Origin of the sequence: Mesorhizobium sp. M7A.F.Ca.US.005.03.1.1 (assembly GCF_003997975.1) — a bacterium.
Lineage (GTDB): Bacteria > Pseudomonadota > Alphaproteobacteria > Rhizobiales > Rhizobiaceae > Mesorhizobium > Mesorhizobium ciceri.
The window spans coordinates 1-15,635 of the sequence record NZ_RZRO01000078.1; the positions used below are offsets into that span (position 1 = coordinate 1).

13 protein-coding genes are annotated in these 15,635 nt (G+C 62.6%); 12 read left to right on the top strand and 1 reads right to left on the bottom strand.

Going from position 1 to position 15,635, the window contains the following annotated elements; translation table 11 throughout:
• Positions 1-122: 122 nt before the first annotated feature.
• Positions 123-422, top strand: coding sequence for a hypothetical protein (locus EN990_RS25770; protein ID WP_024502890.1), 300 nt, complete (start codon positions 123-125; stop codon positions 420-422).
• Between the two features lie 52 nt (positions 423-474).
• Here EN990_RS25770 and EN990_RS25775 read toward each other — a convergent pair whose 3' ends face one another.
• Positions 475-1,167, bottom strand: coding sequence for a GntR family transcriptional regulator (locus tag EN990_RS25775; protein WP_050596296.1), 693 nt, complete (start codon positions 1,165-1,167; stop codon positions 475-477).
• A 69-nt stretch (positions 1,168-1,236) separates the two neighbouring features.
• Here EN990_RS25775 and EN990_RS25780 point away from each other — a divergent pair, with 69 nt between their 5' ends.
• From EN990_RS25780 to EN990_RS25830, 11 genes are all read left to right on the top strand, one after another.
• Positions 1,237-2,130 carry a dihydrodipicolinate synthase family protein gene (locus tag EN990_RS25780; RefSeq protein ID WP_024502892.1) on the top strand — a complete coding sequence of 298 codons (894 nt, stop codon included), beginning with the start codon at positions 1,237-1,239 and terminating at the stop codon, positions 2,128-2,130.
• Positions 2,131-2,278: 148 nt separating this feature from the next.
• A complete protein-coding gene (locus tag EN990_RS25785; protein ID WP_081714252.1) occupies positions 2,279-3,511 on the top strand; it encodes an FAD-binding oxidoreductase in 1,233 nt (410 codons plus the stop codon).
• Between the two features lie 32 nt (positions 3,512-3,543).
• Positions 3,544-4,545: a 4-hydroxyproline epimerase gene (locus tag EN990_RS25790; protein WP_127384971.1), complete on the top strand. Its 1,002-nt coding sequence runs from the start codon at positions 3,544-3,546 to the stop codon at positions 4,543-4,545.
• 334 nt (positions 4,546-4,879) lie between these two features.
• Positions 4,880-5,782, top strand: a complete 903-nt coding sequence (locus EN990_RS25795) for a branched-chain amino acid ABC transporter permease (RefSeq protein WP_013529092.1) — start codon at positions 4,880-4,882, stop codon at positions 5,780-5,782.
• Between the two features lie 4 nt (positions 5,783-5,786).
• The gene (gene livM, locus EN990_RS25800; RefSeq protein ID WP_013529093.1) at positions 5,787-7,382 is read left to right on the top strand and encodes a high-affinity branched-chain amino acid ABC transporter permease LivM; all 1,596 of its coding nucleotides are present in this window, start codon (positions 5,787-5,789) and stop codon (positions 7,380-7,382) included.
• Positions 7,382-8,938: an ATP-binding cassette domain-containing protein gene (locus EN990_RS25805; protein ID WP_013529094.1), complete on the top strand. Its 1,557-nt coding sequence runs from the start codon at positions 7,382-7,384 to the stop codon at positions 8,936-8,938. The genes livM and EN990_RS25805 overlap by 1 nt, the downstream gene beginning before the upstream one ends.
• Positions 8,938-9,666, top strand: a complete 729-nt coding sequence (locus EN990_RS25810) for an ABC transporter ATP-binding protein (RefSeq protein WP_013529095.1) — start codon at positions 8,938-8,940, stop codon at positions 9,664-9,666. Before EN990_RS25805 ends, EN990_RS25810 begins: the two co-directional genes overlap by 1 nt.
• A gap of 111 nt (positions 9,667-9,777) precedes the next feature.
• On the top strand, positions 9,778-10,125 hold the full coding sequence (locus EN990_RS25815; RefSeq protein ID WP_013529096.1) for a DUF6867 family protein: 348 nt from the start codon (positions 9,778-9,780) through the stop codon (positions 10,123-10,125).
• Positions 10,126-10,262: 137 nt separating this feature from the next.
• Positions 10,263-11,381 carry a branched-chain amino acid ABC transporter substrate-binding protein gene (locus tag EN990_RS25820; RefSeq protein WP_013529097.1) on the top strand — a complete coding sequence of 373 codons (1,119 nt, stop codon included), beginning with the start codon at positions 10,263-10,265 and terminating at the stop codon, positions 11,379-11,381.
• Positions 11,382-11,672: 291 nt separating this feature from the next.
• Positions 11,673-15,131, top strand: a complete 3,459-nt coding sequence (gene pyc, locus EN990_RS25825; RefSeq protein ID WP_127384972.1) for a pyruvate carboxylase — start codon at positions 11,673-11,675, stop codon at positions 15,129-15,131.
• A 159-nt stretch (positions 15,132-15,290) separates the two neighbouring features.
• Positions 15,291-15,551 carry a DUF2312 domain-containing protein gene (locus tag EN990_RS25830; protein WP_013529099.1) on the top strand — a complete coding sequence of 87 codons (261 nt, stop codon included), beginning with the start codon at positions 15,291-15,293 and terminating at the stop codon, positions 15,549-15,551.
• Positions 15,552-15,635 lie beyond the last annotated feature (84 nt).

Genomic DNA, 15,635 nt, shown 5'->3' on the forward strand with positions numbered 1-15,635 from the left:
TGATGGAACCAAGTGGGCATCTGCCGTCTTGGTTTGCAGTCCTGCCGCAAGGAGGTACGGCAGATCAAGCAACGGCGCTGGCGACAGCTTCGGGGACATCGTCTGGCGCAAGGAGGTGTCAGATGACCCGTCTTGTGGCAACGCTATTTTTCGCGGCGGTTTCCGCGTTTGCCGCCGTCCCGGCGATGGCGGAGCAATGCGCAGCCCGTGCGGATATGATCAAAGCGCTCGGGGAAAAATTCCACGAAAGCGAGGCTGCGCGCGGCCTGGTCAACCCGAGCGTCATTCTTGAGATATTCGTCTCCGACCAGGGCACCTGGACGATCCTTGCCACCGACACGCATGGTCAGAGCTGCGTCATCACGGCGGGCGAAGGCTGGGACGGTTCGTTGATGGCGGCGGCTGCCTTGCCAGGGACGTGATCCGAGCTTCGAGGAAGCACCGGCGACGAAAGCGCATCGGATTAAAAGACGCTCAGCGCGTCGCCGCCGTTTCGGCGTGGCCGCGCAGCAGCGCCATCAGACGTTTGGCATCCTTGGCCGCGGCCTCCTCGTCGCCGGCAAGGATCGAGCGGATCAGCGCGACATGGTGCTCGGCGGATTCGGCAAGACCGGTCTCGGCCTTGTAGCGGAACCAGAAGCGGCGGCTGTGGGTCTGCAACGGGGCGGCCAAACGGGCGGCGAAGGGATTGTCGGCAGCCAGCGCCAACGCTTCGTCAAGTGCCTTGTCGGCCTGAATGAAGGCAAGCACGTTGCCCGAGATCACCGCTTTCTGCATGGCAAGCGCTGCTTCGTGAAACAGGTCGGCGGCCTCGCGGGTGACGAAGCGGGCGGCCGAGCGGGCCAGCACCACCTCGACGCCGCGACGCGCATCGAGCACGCGCAGCCAGTCGCCGGGATGCAGCGGGGCGATGGCGATGCCCGCGCGCGGCCTGATGTCGAGCAGCCCTTCCCAGGCCAGCCGCTGGATCGCCTCGCGCACCGGTGTCCTGCCAAGCCCGAGCCTGTCGATCAGGGCGCCCTCGGTGACGAAGCTTGCCGGGGCCAGTTCGAGCGTGACGATCATGTGCTCGAGCACATGGTAGGCCCTGGTCGCGGCCGGCTCCGCCGAGGTGCTTGCTGCCGTGGATATCAAATGCGCTCTCCTGATATATCTTGAATATATCATAACGGATTTCGCATTGACAGCGGGTTTGTTAATAGATATACCAGTGATATATCAGATGGAGAGATGATCATGTGGACCGGAGTTTTTCCTGCCGTCACGACCAAATTCACCGCGGATGATCGCCTCGATCATGCCGAGATGGAGCGCTGCTTCAACCTGCAGATGGAAGCTGGCTGCGACGGCATCATCGTTTGCGGATCGCTCGGCGAGGGGCCGATGCTGTCGCCCGATGAGAAGATCGAGGTGCTGAAGACCGCACAAAAGGTCGCCGGCAAGAAGCCGGTGCTGCTGACGGTCAACGAGGCCGGCACACGCGAGGCCGCCAGCATCGCCAAGCGCGCGAGCCGGGAAGGCGCCAACGGCCTGATGGTCGTGCCGAGCCCGATCTACCACACCAATGCGGAAGAGACGGTCGCGGCGCTGCGCGCGGTCGCGCAGGCTGGCGACCTGCCGGTCATGATCTACTCCAACCGGCTTGCCTACCGCGTCGACGTCAGCGTCGACCAGATGGAGGAGCTGGCGTCGGACGAGCGCTTTGTCGCGATCAAGGAATCCTCCGACGACATCCGTCGTTCGACCGAGATCATCAATCGCCTGGGCACTCGCTACGACCTGTTCACCGGCGTCGACAATCTGGCCTTCGAGGCGCTGTCGGTCGGCGCCATCGGTTGGGTGGCCGGACTGGTCACCGCGTTCCCGCGCGAGACGGTCGCCATCTACCAGCTGATGAAGCAGGGTCGCCGCGAAGAGGCGCTCGGCATCTACCGCTGGTTCCGGCCGCTGCTCGATCTCGACGTCTCGACCTATCTGGTCCAAAACATCAAGCTTGCCGAAGTGTTCGCGATCAACACAAATGACCGCGTTCGTATGCCGCGACAGCCGCTGTCTGGCGATCGCCGCAAGTCCGTCGAGAAGATCGTCAAGGATGCGCTCGCGGTGCGGCCGACACTGCCGCAGTTCTGAGGCTTCTTCTTCCTGTTCGCAGGGAGAAGATGGTGGCAGCCAGATAAGGGGCAGCGCCCACGTGCAAGGAAATTCCAAGTCGACAGAAGCGGGGCGCAGCCCCTCATCCGCCCTTCGGGCGCCTTCTCCCCGTGAACGGGGAGAAGGGTTGGACATAGCCATCGTCGGTGGCGGCATCATCGGTATCTGTGCCGCTGCTTCTCTCGCTGAGGCGGGACGCAGGGTCACCGTCTTCGATCGCACAGGCATTTGCGAGGAGACGAGCTCGGGCAATGCCGCCGCCTTCGCCTTCTCCGACGTGCTGCCGCTGGCGCACAAGGGCATGATGCGGCAGCTGCCGAAATGGCTGGCCGATCCGCTCGGCCCGCTCAGCATCCCGCCCGCCTACCTGCCGACGCTTCTGCCCTGGCTGATCCGCTTCTGGCGCGCCGGTGCGCCGGGGAAATACGAGGCGAGCCTTGCCGCTCAAGCAGGCATGATGAAGCTTGCCGAGGCGGAGTGGATGGGCTTGCTCGACCGCTCCGGCACGCGGTCGATGCTGCGCGAGGATGGCTCGCTCGAGCTTTACGAAAGCGAAGCCGAATTTCAGGCCGGGCTGCCCGGCTGGGCGGCGCGTAAGCGTTTCGGCATCGGTTTCCGCCACGTCGAGGGCGAGGAACTGGCCGCCTTGCAGCCGGGCCTGTCGCCGCGCTTCATCAAAGGCACATTCGTGCCGGGATGGAAGACGGTCGCCGACCCGAAACTGCTGGGCAAAGCGGTGTGGACCTATGCGCAGGCCAAGGGCGCTCGCTTTGAGCTGGTCCGGATCAGCCAAGTCGCGGCGGATCAGGATGGAGCGACGCTGACGTTGGCAGACGGCACGACCAGACAGGCCCGGCACCTCGTCGTCGCCGCCGGCGCCTGGTCGCATCTGCTGGCCAAGCAACTCGGCGATCGCATTCCGCTGGAGACCGAGCGCGGCTACAACACCACCTTGCCCACGAGTGCCTTCGACGTGAAGCGGATGCTGATCTTCTCCGGCCATGGTTTCGTCGTCACGCCGCTCGAAACGGGCCTGCGGGTCGGCGGCGCCGTCGAACTCGGCGGCATCGAGCGGCCGCCCAATTATGCCAGGTCGAAGGCGCTGCTGCAGAAGGCACAGAAATTCCTGCCGGGGCTCGATCCCTCGGGTGGGCGCGAATGGATGGGGTTCCGCCCCTCGCTGCCGGATTCAGTGCCCGTCATCGGCGGCGCGCCGGGAAAGCGGTCGGTGGTCTATGCCTTCGGCCATGGCCATCTCGGCCTGACCCAGGCGGCGGCCACCGGACGGTTGATCAGGGATCTTGTCCTGGGGCAGACTCCGCCGATCGATCTGGCCCCCTTCAGTCCGCAACGATTTTGATTTTTTCGGGTTTTTGATTTTCGAGGAGCGTCATGGCCAAGAAATCCTTCTTCTGCATAGACGGCCACACCTGCGGCAATCCTGTGCGGCTGGTCGCCGGCGGCGGCCCGCTGTTGCAGGGCGCGACGATGATGGAGCGGCGTGCGCATTTTCTGGCCGAGTATGACTGGATCCGCACCGGGCTGATGTTCGAGCCGCGCGGCCACGACGTGATGTCCGGTTCGATCCTCTATCCGCCGACGCGCGAGGATTGCGACATCGCCATCCTGTTCATCGAAACCTCCGGTTGCCTGCCGATGTGCGGCCATGGCACGATCGGTACGGTGACGATGGCCATCGAGCACGGACTGATCAAACCAAAGACGCCGGGCGTGCTCAGGCTCGACACGCCGGCCGGGCTGGTCGTCGCCGAATACAAGCAGGTCGGCGACTATGTCGAGGAGGTGCGCATCACCAATGTGCCATCCTTCCTCCATGCCGAGGGGCTGACGGTCGAATGCCCTGGGCTCGGTGAAATCACCGTCGACGTCGCCTATGGCGGCAACTTCTACGCCATCGTCGAGCCGCAGGAGAACTATCGCGACATGGCCGATCATTCGGCGGGCGACTTCATCGCCTGGAGCCCGGTGGTGCGGCAGCGGCTCAACGAGAAATATTCCTTCGTGCATCCGGAAAATCCTGGCATCAACCGGCTGTCGCACATGCTGTGGACCGGTGCGCCGACGGTGGATGGGGCGGATGCCCGCAATGCCGTGTTCTACGGCGACAAGGCGATCGACCGCTCGCCCTGCGGCACCGGCACCTCGGCGCGCATGGCGCAGCTTCATGCCAAGGGCAAACTCAAGGCCGGAGACAGCTTCGTGCATGAATCGATCATCGGTTCGCTGTTCAAGGGCAAGGTCGAAAAGGATGTCAGCGTGGCCGGCAAGCCGGCCATCATTGCCTCGATCGGCGGCTGGGCGCGGATGACCGGACTGAACACCATCTTCATCGACGACCGCGACCCGTTCGCGCACGGGTTTGTTGTCAAGTGATGGGAATCCTGACCTAGCGGAAAGCAACGACCTGAAAAATGGATCGTGCCAAAAACGCAAGGATTCCTTTCATCACCTAATTTTGACGGCGATTTCTTCGAAACGGAGCGCATGATGCGGTCGAATCGTCAAAGACATTGCGTTATGCCAATGGTAGGGTCCGCGATAGTCCAGGGGTCGGATGATGGAAAACGGGCAATCGGGCGGCGTGCTTCGAAAACACGCATGACGATTGAAAAATGACGTTGCAATCCGGGCTCGAAACTTTACGACTAGGGGAAATACGAAAAGGAATGCGTCTGCATGGGCGACATTCCAGGGGAGCCATGTACACATGCAGTACTTTGTCCAGCAGCTTATCAACGGGCTGACGCTGGGATCGATCTATGGGCTGATCGCGATCGGCTACACGATGGTCTACGGCATCATCGGTATGATCAATTTCGCCCATGGCGACATCTTCATGGTGGGTGCCTTCACGGCACTGATCGTCTTCCTCGCCCTTGGCGCGCTGTTCTATTCCGTGCCGGTTGTGCTGGCGCTGCTGATCATGATGATCGTGGCGATGCTGCTCACCAGCCTCTACAACTGGACGATCGAAAAGGTGGCCTACCGGCCGCTGCGCGGTTCGTTCCGACTGGCCCCGCTGATCACTGCCATCGGCATGTCGATCGCGCTGTCGAACTTCGTCCAGGTGACGCAGGGTCCCCGCAACAAGCCGATCCCGCCGATGGTCAGCCAGGTTTACAACATCAACGGCATCAGCGTGTCGCTGAAGCAGATCATCATCGTCGTCGTCACGGCGCTGCTGCTGGCGCTGTTCTGGTATCTGGTCAACAAGACCTCGCTTGGACGAGCGCAACGGGCCTGTGAGCAGGACCGCAAGATGGCGGCGCTGCTCGGCATCGATGTCGACCGTACCATCTCGATCACCTTCATCATGGGTGCGGCCCTTGCCGCGGTCGCCGGCACTTTGTTCCTGATGTATTACGGCGTCATTGCCTTCTCGGATGGTTTCACGCCGGGCGTGAAAGCCTTCACGGCGGCGGTGCTGGGCGGCATCGGTTCGCTGCCGGGCGCGGTGGTCGGCGGGTTGATGATCGGCTTCATCGAGAGCATGTGGTCGGCCTATTTCTCGATCGACTACAAGGATGTCGCGGCGTTCTCGATCCTGGCCATCGTGCTGATCTTCCTGCCTTCCGGCATATTGGGCCGGCCAGAAGTCGAAAAGGTCTGAGACTATGGCCGTCACCGTATCTCCGGAGCGCGACACCGTCGCCACCCCCATGCAGCGCGCATTGCGTGAGGCGCTCTATGCCGCTGCCATATCGTTTGGCCTGTTCGTGCTGTTCATCGGCCTGAAGACCGGCCAGAACATTTCCAATGAACTGGTCCTGACGACACGCTGGGGCCTGCTTGCCGCCGTGGTTATCGCCACGGCTGTCGGGCGCTTCCTCTATGTCGCCTATGGACAGCCCTTCCTGGCCAACCAGAAGATCACCGACGTCGCCACCGGCCTGCTGCCGGCCAGCGTGGCGTCACGCTTCTTCCAGTTGCCGGCCTTCATCGTGGCCTTGGTCGCGGCGGTGGTGTTGTTTGCGGTCAACAGCTCTCTCGTCGGATGGGTGGGAGCGGAGCCGGCGGGCTATCTGCAGTTCCTGCGCGCCTTGTCGGTCATCTATGTGCTGGCCTGCGTGATCTATTATTTCCGCGGCTTCATTCATGCCAACTTCACCAAACTCGGCATTGCCGCGCTGATCCTCTATCCGATCCTGGTGGTGGCGATCCTGTCGCTGATGTCCTGGTCGTTCGTCGGCGGACTGCAAGGCTCGCTGAAATGGGTCGACAATTTCGGCATCCAGATCCTGATCTATGTGATGCTGGCCTGGGGCCTGAACATCGTCGTTGGCCTCGCCGGCCTGCTCGACCTCGGTTATGTCGCCTTCTACGCGGTCGGCGCCTATGCCTATGCGCTGCTCGGCACGCAGTACGGCCTGTCGTTCTGGATCCTTTTGCCGGCCGCCGGCGCCATGGCCGCCTTCTGGGGCGTGCTGCTCGGTTTCCCGGTGCTGCGCCTGCGCGGCGATTACCTGGCGATCGTCACCTTGGCTTTCGGTGAGATCATCCGCCTGGTGCTGATCAACTGGCGGGAAGTCACCAACGGTTCAGCCGGTATTTCCGGCATCCCGAAGGTCACCTTCTTCGGCCTGATGACCTTCAACGTGTCGGACCCCAATTACGTCGCCAAGGTGCTGCATCTGGCGACATCGAGCGCCTACTACAAGATCTTCCTCTATTACCTGATCCTGGCGCTGGCGCTGCTGACAGCCTTCGTCACCATCCGGCTGCGGCGCATGCCGGTCGGCCGTGCCTGGGAAGCGTTGCGCGAGGACGAGATCGCCTGCCGCTCGCTCGGCATCAACACCACCACCACGAAGCTTACGGCCTTTGCCACGGGTGCGATGTTCGGCGGCTTCGCCGGCGCATTCTTCGCCGCACGGCAGGGCTTCGTCAGCCCGGAATCCTTCGTCTTCCTGGAATCGGCCATCATCCTGGCCATCGTGGTTCTCGGTGGCATGGGCTCGCTGGTCGGCATAGCGGTCGCCGCAATGGTGATGATCGGCGGCACCGAGGCGTTGCGCGAACTCGACTTCCTCAAGCAGGTCTTCGGACCGGACTTCACACCGGAACTCTACCGCATGCTGCTGTTCGGCATGGCCATGGTCATCGTCATGCTGTGGAAGCCGCGCGGCTTCGTCGGCAGTCGTGAACCAACCGCCTTCCTGAAGGAGCGAAAGGCCGTCTCAAGCTCCTTCACCAAGGAAGGACACGGCTGATGAATGCGAACCCTGTTCAGAAAGCCGCTTCGGGCATGAACGACGCTATCCTTCAGGTCGATCATCTGTCGATGAAGTTCGGTGGCCTGGTGGCCATCGGGGATCTGTCTTTCGCCGCCAAGCGCGGCGAGATCACCGCGCTGATCGGCCCCAACGGCGCCGGCAAGACCACGGTGTTCAATTGCATCACCGGCTTCTACAAGCCCTCGGAAGGCATGATCACGCTCAACCGGAACGATGGTTCGACCTTCCTGCTCGAGCGGCTGCCCAACCATGAAATCCCGGCGCGCGCCAAGGTGGCGCGCACCTTCCAGAACATCCGCCTGTTCTCCGGCATGACCCTGCTGGAGAACCTGCTGGTCGCCCAGCACAACAAACTGATGAAGGCATCGGGCTACACGGTGCTTGGCCTGTTCGGCTTCAGCGGCTATCGCAAGGCCTCGGCCGAATCGGTGGAGCTCGCCAAGCATTGGCTGGAAAAGGCCGATCTTGTCGACCGTGCCGACGACCCGGCCGGCGACCTGCCCTATGGCGCGCAGCGCCGTCTCGAGATCGCTCGCGCCATGTGCACGGGACCCGAGCTTCTGTGCCTCGACGAGCCGGCGGCCGGCCTCAATCCGAAGGAATCGGCGGCGCTCAACGAGCTGCTGATCGACATCAAGAACACATCCGGCGCCTCGATCCTGTTGATCGAGCACGACATGTCGGTGGTCATGCAGATCTCCGACCATGTCGTGGTGCTGGAGTATGGCCGCAAGATCTCCGACGGCAGTCCGCAGTCGGTGCGCACCGATCCGCGCGTCATCGCCGCCTATCTCGGCGTCGACGACGAGGAAGTCGAAGCGGTCCTTACCGAAGTCGGCGACGAAGATGTCATCGAACAGCTCGATACGGGGCCGGATGCCGCGCACGGTCCGGGAACATCGTCGTCCTATCTCGCCGGGCCGGTGACCGACACGGTCGGCCATAGTTCGGGCGAGCGGGTTACGGTGGCCAAGGGAGCGTCAAAGGCCGGTCAGGTCGACGCCAGGTCGCTCGCCGCGGCAAACAAGGCAGCCTCGCAGGCAGCCGTGCCGCCGGCGAAGGCAAAGCCTGCTCCGAAAGCGACGTCGAAGGCGGCAACCGGCACGGCGGCGAAGTCGACCGCATCCGCCAAGCCTGCGGCGAAGACTGGAGAGATCTCCAACCGGCTGGCTGCGCCTCGCGGCGGCAAGGCCGACAATTTGACCCGCATAAAGGGCATCGGTACGGTCAACGAGAAGAAGCTCAACGACCACGGCATCTTCCACTTCGACCAGATCGGCGCCTGGAAAAAGGCCGACGTCGAGGCCGCCGAAGCCTATCTTGCTTTTGACGGACGTATCGCGCGCGAGGAATGGGTCAAACAGGCTAGGCTGCTCGGCCAGGGCAGGGACACGGAATTTTCGCGCCGCGTGGATGCGGGCAAGGTGGCGACGAGCCATGCTTCCGCAAAGACTGCAAAGGCAGCCTCCGGAAAGACCGCGAGCAAGACCGCTGCCAAGCCCGTGGCGGGCAAGCGTGGAGGGGGCAAGTGATGGCCGCGACAACGCTGCTCGATATCAAGGGCGTGCAGACCTATTACGGCAACATCCGGGCGCTGAACGGCGTCGATGTCACCGTCAAGCAGGGTGAGATCGTGGCGCTGATCGGTGCCAATGGCGCCGGCAAGTCGACGCTGATGATGACTATTTTCGGTGCGCCGCGGGCTCGCGCCGGGACTATCACCTTTGCCGGCACCGACATAACCCAGATGCCGACGCACGAGATCGCGCGCATGCGCATTGCCCAATCGCCCGAGGGCCGGCGGATCTTTCCGCGCATGACGGTGATGGAAAACCTGCAGATGGGCGCCAGCCTCGACAACCTCAAGCACTATGACGAGGACGTCGAGAAGGTGTTCACGCTGTTCCCGCGTTTGAAGGAGCGCATCACCCAGCGCGGTGGCACGCTGTCGGGCGGTGAGCAGCAGATGCTGTCGATCGGACGCGCGCTGATGGCACGGCCGAAGCTGCTTTTGCTCGACGAGCCGTCGCTGGGTCTCGCGCCGCTGATCGTCAAACAGATCTTCGACGCCATCCGCGAACTGAACCGCACCCAGGGGCTGACCGTGTTCCTGGTCGAGCAGAACGCCTTCGGCGCGCTCAAGCTCGCCACGCGCGGCTACGTCATGGTCAACGGCAATGTGACGATGAGCGGCACCGGCAAGGAACTGCTCGCCAATCCGGAAGTGCGCGCCGCCTATCTCGAGGGCGGACACCACTGAGTTCGAAGCGGAATGCGTGCACCGCTATTCCGCTCCAGATTGTTTGTTTGTCGCATGATCTTTGTCCGGAAAGTCCGCAACTTTTCGGGATCATGCTAGGGAGACTTCACCATGCAGGGCATTCTTTACGAGGAACCCTCGATCTGGCAGTTCTTCTTCGTCACCTGTCTGCTCGGCGGCTGGGCGGCGTGGATGACGGGCAAGGCCAGTGCCCAGACGTGGCGCAGCTTCATCCAGCTGTTCGCCTATGTGCTGGGCCTCGGCATCGCGATCCGCTTCATCCATCACGCGCTGTTCGGCGGCACCATGTTCTCGCTGCATTATTATGTCGTCGACACCATCGTGCTGATGATCCTCGGCTTCGTCGGCTATCAATACACGCGCACCAACCAGATGGTGACACAGTATAATTGGCTCTACGAAAGAGCTTCACTCTTGAGCTGGAAACCGAAAGGTTGACGTTCATCATTAACGCCGCCTCGAAATTGAATCGGCGTGACAAGTGCCTGAAAATCGGCAAACTATGCTTTCTGCGATAAGGGTGGGCATCGCATGAAAGCTTCATCCACGCCCACTCCGTTAATGGGAGCGTTTAAATGAAAAAGTCACTTTTGTCCGCCGTCGCCCTGACCGCGCTTGTCGCGTTCGGCGGCAGCGCGTGGGCTGACGTAATGATGGGCGTCGCGGGCCCGATCACCGGTCCGAACGCCGCCTTCGGCGCGCAGCTGCAGAAGGGGGCGGAAGCTGCTGTCGCCGACATCAATGCCAAGGGCGGCATCAACGGCGAGCAGATCAAGCTCGAAGTCGGCGACGACGTCTCCGATCCGAAGCAGGGTATCTCGGTCGCCAACAAGTTCGTCGGCGACGGCGTCAAGTTCGTGGTCGGCCACTTCAACTCCGGCGTCTCTATCCCGGCATCTGAAGTCTATGCGGAAAACGGCATCGTCGAAGTGACGCCGGCCGCGACCAACCCGCAATTCACCGAGCGCGGTCTGTGGAACGTGTTCCGCACCTGCGGACGCGACGACCAGCAGGGCAGCATTGCCGGCGCGTATCTCGCCGCCAACTTCAAGGACGCCAAGATCGCTGTCGTTCACGACAAGACCACCTACGGTCAGGGCCTTGCCGACGAAACCAAGAAGGCGATGAACGCCAAGGGCGTGACGGAAGTCATGTATGAAGGCATCAATGTCGGCGACAAGGACTTCTCGGCGCTGATCGCCAAGATGAAGGAAGCCGGCGTTTCCATCATCTATTGGGGCGGCCTGCACACCGAAGCCGGCCTGATCATCCGTCAGGCGGCCGACCAGGGCCTCAAGGCAACGCTGGTTTCCGGCGATGGCATCGTGTCGAACGAACTGGCTTCGATCGCAGGCGACGCAGTTGCGGGCACGCTCAACACGTTCGGCCCGGATCCGCGCCTGATCCCCGCCAACAAGGAACTCGTCGAGAAGTTCCGCGCGCAGGGTTTCGAGCCGGAAGCCTACACGCTCTACTCCTACGCCGCCGTGCAGGCGATCGCGGAAGCAGCGACCGCTGCCAAGTCGAACGACCCGCAGGCAGTTGCCAAGGCGCTGCATGAAAACGGCCCCTTCAAGACCGTTCTCGGCGACCTGTCCTATGACGCCAAGGGCGACCCGACGCTGCCCGGCTACGTCATGTACGAATGGAAGAAGGGCGACGACGGCAAGTACACCTACGTCCAGAAGATGTAAGCTCGTCAGTCTCCAGACTATTTACGGATGCCCGGCGCCTCGCGCCGGGCATTTTCTTTTGCCATCGTCATGTTCAGCGGCGGCCGGTGGAGCCGATGCTTAGCCGGGCAATGATCGTGCATTAACCGGAAAGCCGGCGCTTTTTTGGCTGTTCGGAGGAATGGGGAGGGTCCTTGGCGCAATGATTCCATTTCAATCGGTTTAAATGCGCGTCAATTTCGTTTGCACTGCAGCATTTTCACGCTAATCATTGCGCCGATTTCTCTTCCTTCCGTCGCTGGAGCCCAGTCCTTGGCCATCACGAAGATCCTCGTCGCCAACCGGTCCGAAATCGCCATTCGCGTCTTCCGCGCGGCCAACGAACTCGGGCTCAAAACCGTGGCGATCTGGGCGGAGGAAGACAAATACTCCCTGCATCGCTTCAAGGCCGACGAGAGCTACCAGGTCGGACGCGGGCCGCATCTGACCAGGGACATGGGGCCGATCGAAAGCTATCTGTCGATCGAGGAGGTGATCCGCGTCGCCAGGCTGTCGGGTGCCGATGCTATCCATCCCGGCTACGGATTGTTGTCGGAAAGCCCCGAATTCGCCGACGCCTGTGCCGAAGCCGGCATTACCTTCATCGGGCCGAGGCCGGACACAATGCGGCGGCTCGGCAACAAGGTCGCGGCGCGCAATCTCGCCATCGAGGTCGGCGTGCCGGTGATCCCCGCCACCGATCCGTTGCCGGATGACATGGAGACGGTCAAGACACTGGCCAAGGAAATCGGCTATCCGGTGATGCTGAAGGCATCATGGGGCGGCGGCGGCCGCGGCATGCGGGCCATTCGCGCCGAAGCCGACCTTGCCCGCGAAGTCACCGAAGGCAAGCGCGAGGCGAAAGCCGCCTTCGGCAAGGACGAGGTCTATCTCGAAAAGCTGATCGAACGCGCCCGTCATGTCGAGGTGCAGGTGCTGGGCGATACCCATGGCAATGCCGTGCACCTGTTCGAGCGCGACTGTTCGATCCAGCGCCGCAACCAGAAGGTCGTCGAGCGGGCGCCGGCGCCCTATCTCGAAATGTCGCAGCGCGAGGAGCTTTGCGGCCATGCGCTCAAGATCGCCCGCGAGACCAGCTATATCGGCGCCGGCACGGTCGAGTTCCTGCAGGATGCCGACACCGGCAAATTCTATTTCATCGAGGTCAACCCGCGCATCCAGGTCGAGCACACCGTCACCGAGCAGGTGACCGGCATCGATATCGTCAAGGCGCAGATCCATATCCTCGACGGCTTTGCCATCGGCACACCGGAATCAGGCGTGCCGGCGCAGAAGGACATAAGGCTGAACGGCCACGCGCTGCAGTGCCGTATCACCACGGAAGATCCCGAGCACAATTTCATCCCCGATTACGGCCGCATCACCGCCTATCGCGGCGCGACGGGCTTCGGCATCCGCCTCGACGGCGGCACCGCTTATTCGGGCGCGGTCATCACCCGCTTCTACGATCCGCTGCTGGAGAAGGTGACGGCGTGGGCGCCGACGCCGGCCGAGACGATCGCCCGCATGAATCGGGCACTGCGCGAGTTCCGCATCCGCGGCGTCGCCACCAATTTGACCTTCCTCGAAGCGATCATCAACCATCCGAGCTTCGCCGACAATTCCTACACGACCAAGTTCATCGACACGACGCCGGAACTGTTCCAGCAGGTCAAGCGCCAGGACCGCGCCACCAAGCTCATCAACTATCTCGCCGACGTCAGCGTCAACGGCCATCCCGAGACGCGCGGCCGGCCGCAGCCGAAGGCCGACGCCGCGGCACCCGTGGTGCCTTACCTCAACGGCAATGTGCCCGGCGGCAGCAAGCAGAAGCTGGATGTGCTGGGCCCGCAGAAGTTCGCCGCCTGGATGCGCGATCAGAAGGAGGTTCTGGTCACCGACACGACGATGCGCGATGGCCATCAATCGCTGCTGGCGACGCGCATGCGCACGCATGACATTGCCGGCATCGCCGGTGCCTATGCGCGTGCCTTGCCGCAGCTTCTATCGCTGGAATGCTGGGGTGGCGCCACCTTCGACGTCGCGATGCGCTTCCTCACCGAGGATCCGTGGGAGCGGCTGTCGCTGGTGCGCGAGGCGGCGCCCAATCTGCTGTTGCAGATGCTGCTGCGCGGTGCCAATGGCGTCGGCTACACCAACTATCCCGACAATGTCGTGCAGCATTTCGTCAAGCAGGCAGCAAGCGGTGGCATCGACCTGTTCCGGGTCTTCGATTGCCTGAACTGGGTCGACAACATGCGCGTCGCCATGGATGCGGTCGGAGCCGAGGGCAAGCTGATCGAAGCGGCGATCTGCTACACCGGCGATATCCTCGATCCGGCGCGGGCGAAATACGACCTCAAATACTATGTCGGCCTAGCCAGGGAATTGCAGGCGGCCGGCGCCCACATCATCGCCGTCAAGGACATGGCCGGCCTGCTGAAGCCTTCCGCAGCACGCGTGCTGTTCAAGGCGCTGCGCGAGGCGACCGACCTGCCGATCCATTTCCACACCCACGACACGTCGGGCCTGTCGGCGGCGACGGTGCTGGCGGCGGTGGAAAGCGGCGTCGACGCCATAGACGCGGCGATGGATGCCTTCTCCGGCAACACCTCGCAGCCATGCCTTGGCTCACTCGTCGAGGCGCTGAAGGGCACCGAACGCGACCCCGGTCTCGACCCGCAATGGATCAGGAAGATCTCGTTCTACTGGGAAGCGGTGCGCAACCAGTACGCCGCCTTCGAAAGCGACCTCAAGGGGCCGGCCTCGGAAGTCTATCTGCACGAGATGCCGGGCGGGCAGTTCACCAATCTGAAGGAACAGGCTCGCTCGCTCGGATTGGAGACGCGCTGGCACGAGGTGGCGCAGACCTATCACGACGTCAATCTGATGTTCGGCGACATCGTCAAGGTGACGCCGTCGTCCAAGGTTGTCGGCGACATGGCATTGATGATGGTCAGCCAGGACCTGACCGTTGCCGATGTCGAAAACCCCGACAGGGATATCGCCTTCCCGGACTCGGTCGTCTCGATGCTGCGCGGCGATCTCGGCCAGTCGCCAGGCGGGTGGCCGGCGGCGCTGCAGAGGAAGGCGCTCAAAGGCGACAAGCCGATCACGGTGCGGCCCGGCTCGCTGCTCAAGCCAGCCGACCTCAAGGCCAACCGCAAGGAAATCGAGGAGAAGCTCGAGCGCAAGCTGTCGGAGTTCGAATTCGCCTCGTGGCTGATGTATCCGAAGGTGTTCACGGATTTCGCCGGCGCGCAGGAAACCTATGGGCCGGTCAGCGTGCTGCCGACGCCGACGTATTTCTACGGCATGAAGCCGGAAGACGAGATCTTCGTCGACATCGAGAAGGGCAAGACGCTGGTGGTGCGGTGCCTTGCCATCGGCGATGTCGACGAGAAGGGCATGGTCACCGTGTTCTTCGAGCTCAACGGCCAGCCGCGCCGTGTCAAGGTGCCCGACCGGGCGCATGGCGCGTCCGCCGCCAAGGCCCGCCGCAAGGCCGAACCCGGCAACGAGGCGCATGTCGGCGCACCGATGCCGGGCGTCGTTTCTGCGCTTTCGGTGGCTGCCGGCCAGGCTGTGAAGGCCGGTGACGTGCTGCTTTCCATCGAAGCGATGAAGATGGAGACGGCGCTGCATGCCGAGCGCGACGGCACGGTCGCCGAGGTGCTGGTCAAGGCAGGCGACCAGATCGATGCCAAGGATCTGCTGATCGCTTTCAGCTAATTGATACCTTCCTGGGGATCGCTGTCCGCATCATGGCGGCAGCGTCAGTTCGATCATCGATAACAGCTTGACCCGCCGCCGCCGGTCGGGCATCGAGCCCGCTCAATTCGCCGCTGCATGCATCCCGAGTCGCGGCGCAGAAACGATGTGGAGAAAAATATGGCCGACGATATCACCGATACCAGCCAGACTGTTGCCGCCGGCCAGCTGCGTGCCTTCATCGAGCGCATAGAGCGGCTCGAGGAAGAGAAGAAGACCATTTCCGACGACATCAAGGAAGTGTTCGCCGAGGCCAAGGGCACCGGCTTCGACACCAAGGCGATGCGCACGATCATCCGGCTGCGCAAGAAGGACCAGGCCGAGCGTCAGGAAGAGGAAACCATCCTCGATCTGTATAAGGCCGCACTCGGCATGGTGTAGAGACCGTCTGGAAATTCTACTCCGGCGGCCATCTGGTGGCGTTTTCTGCGCTTCCCTAGTTCTACTGCAATGCAGTAGAACTGA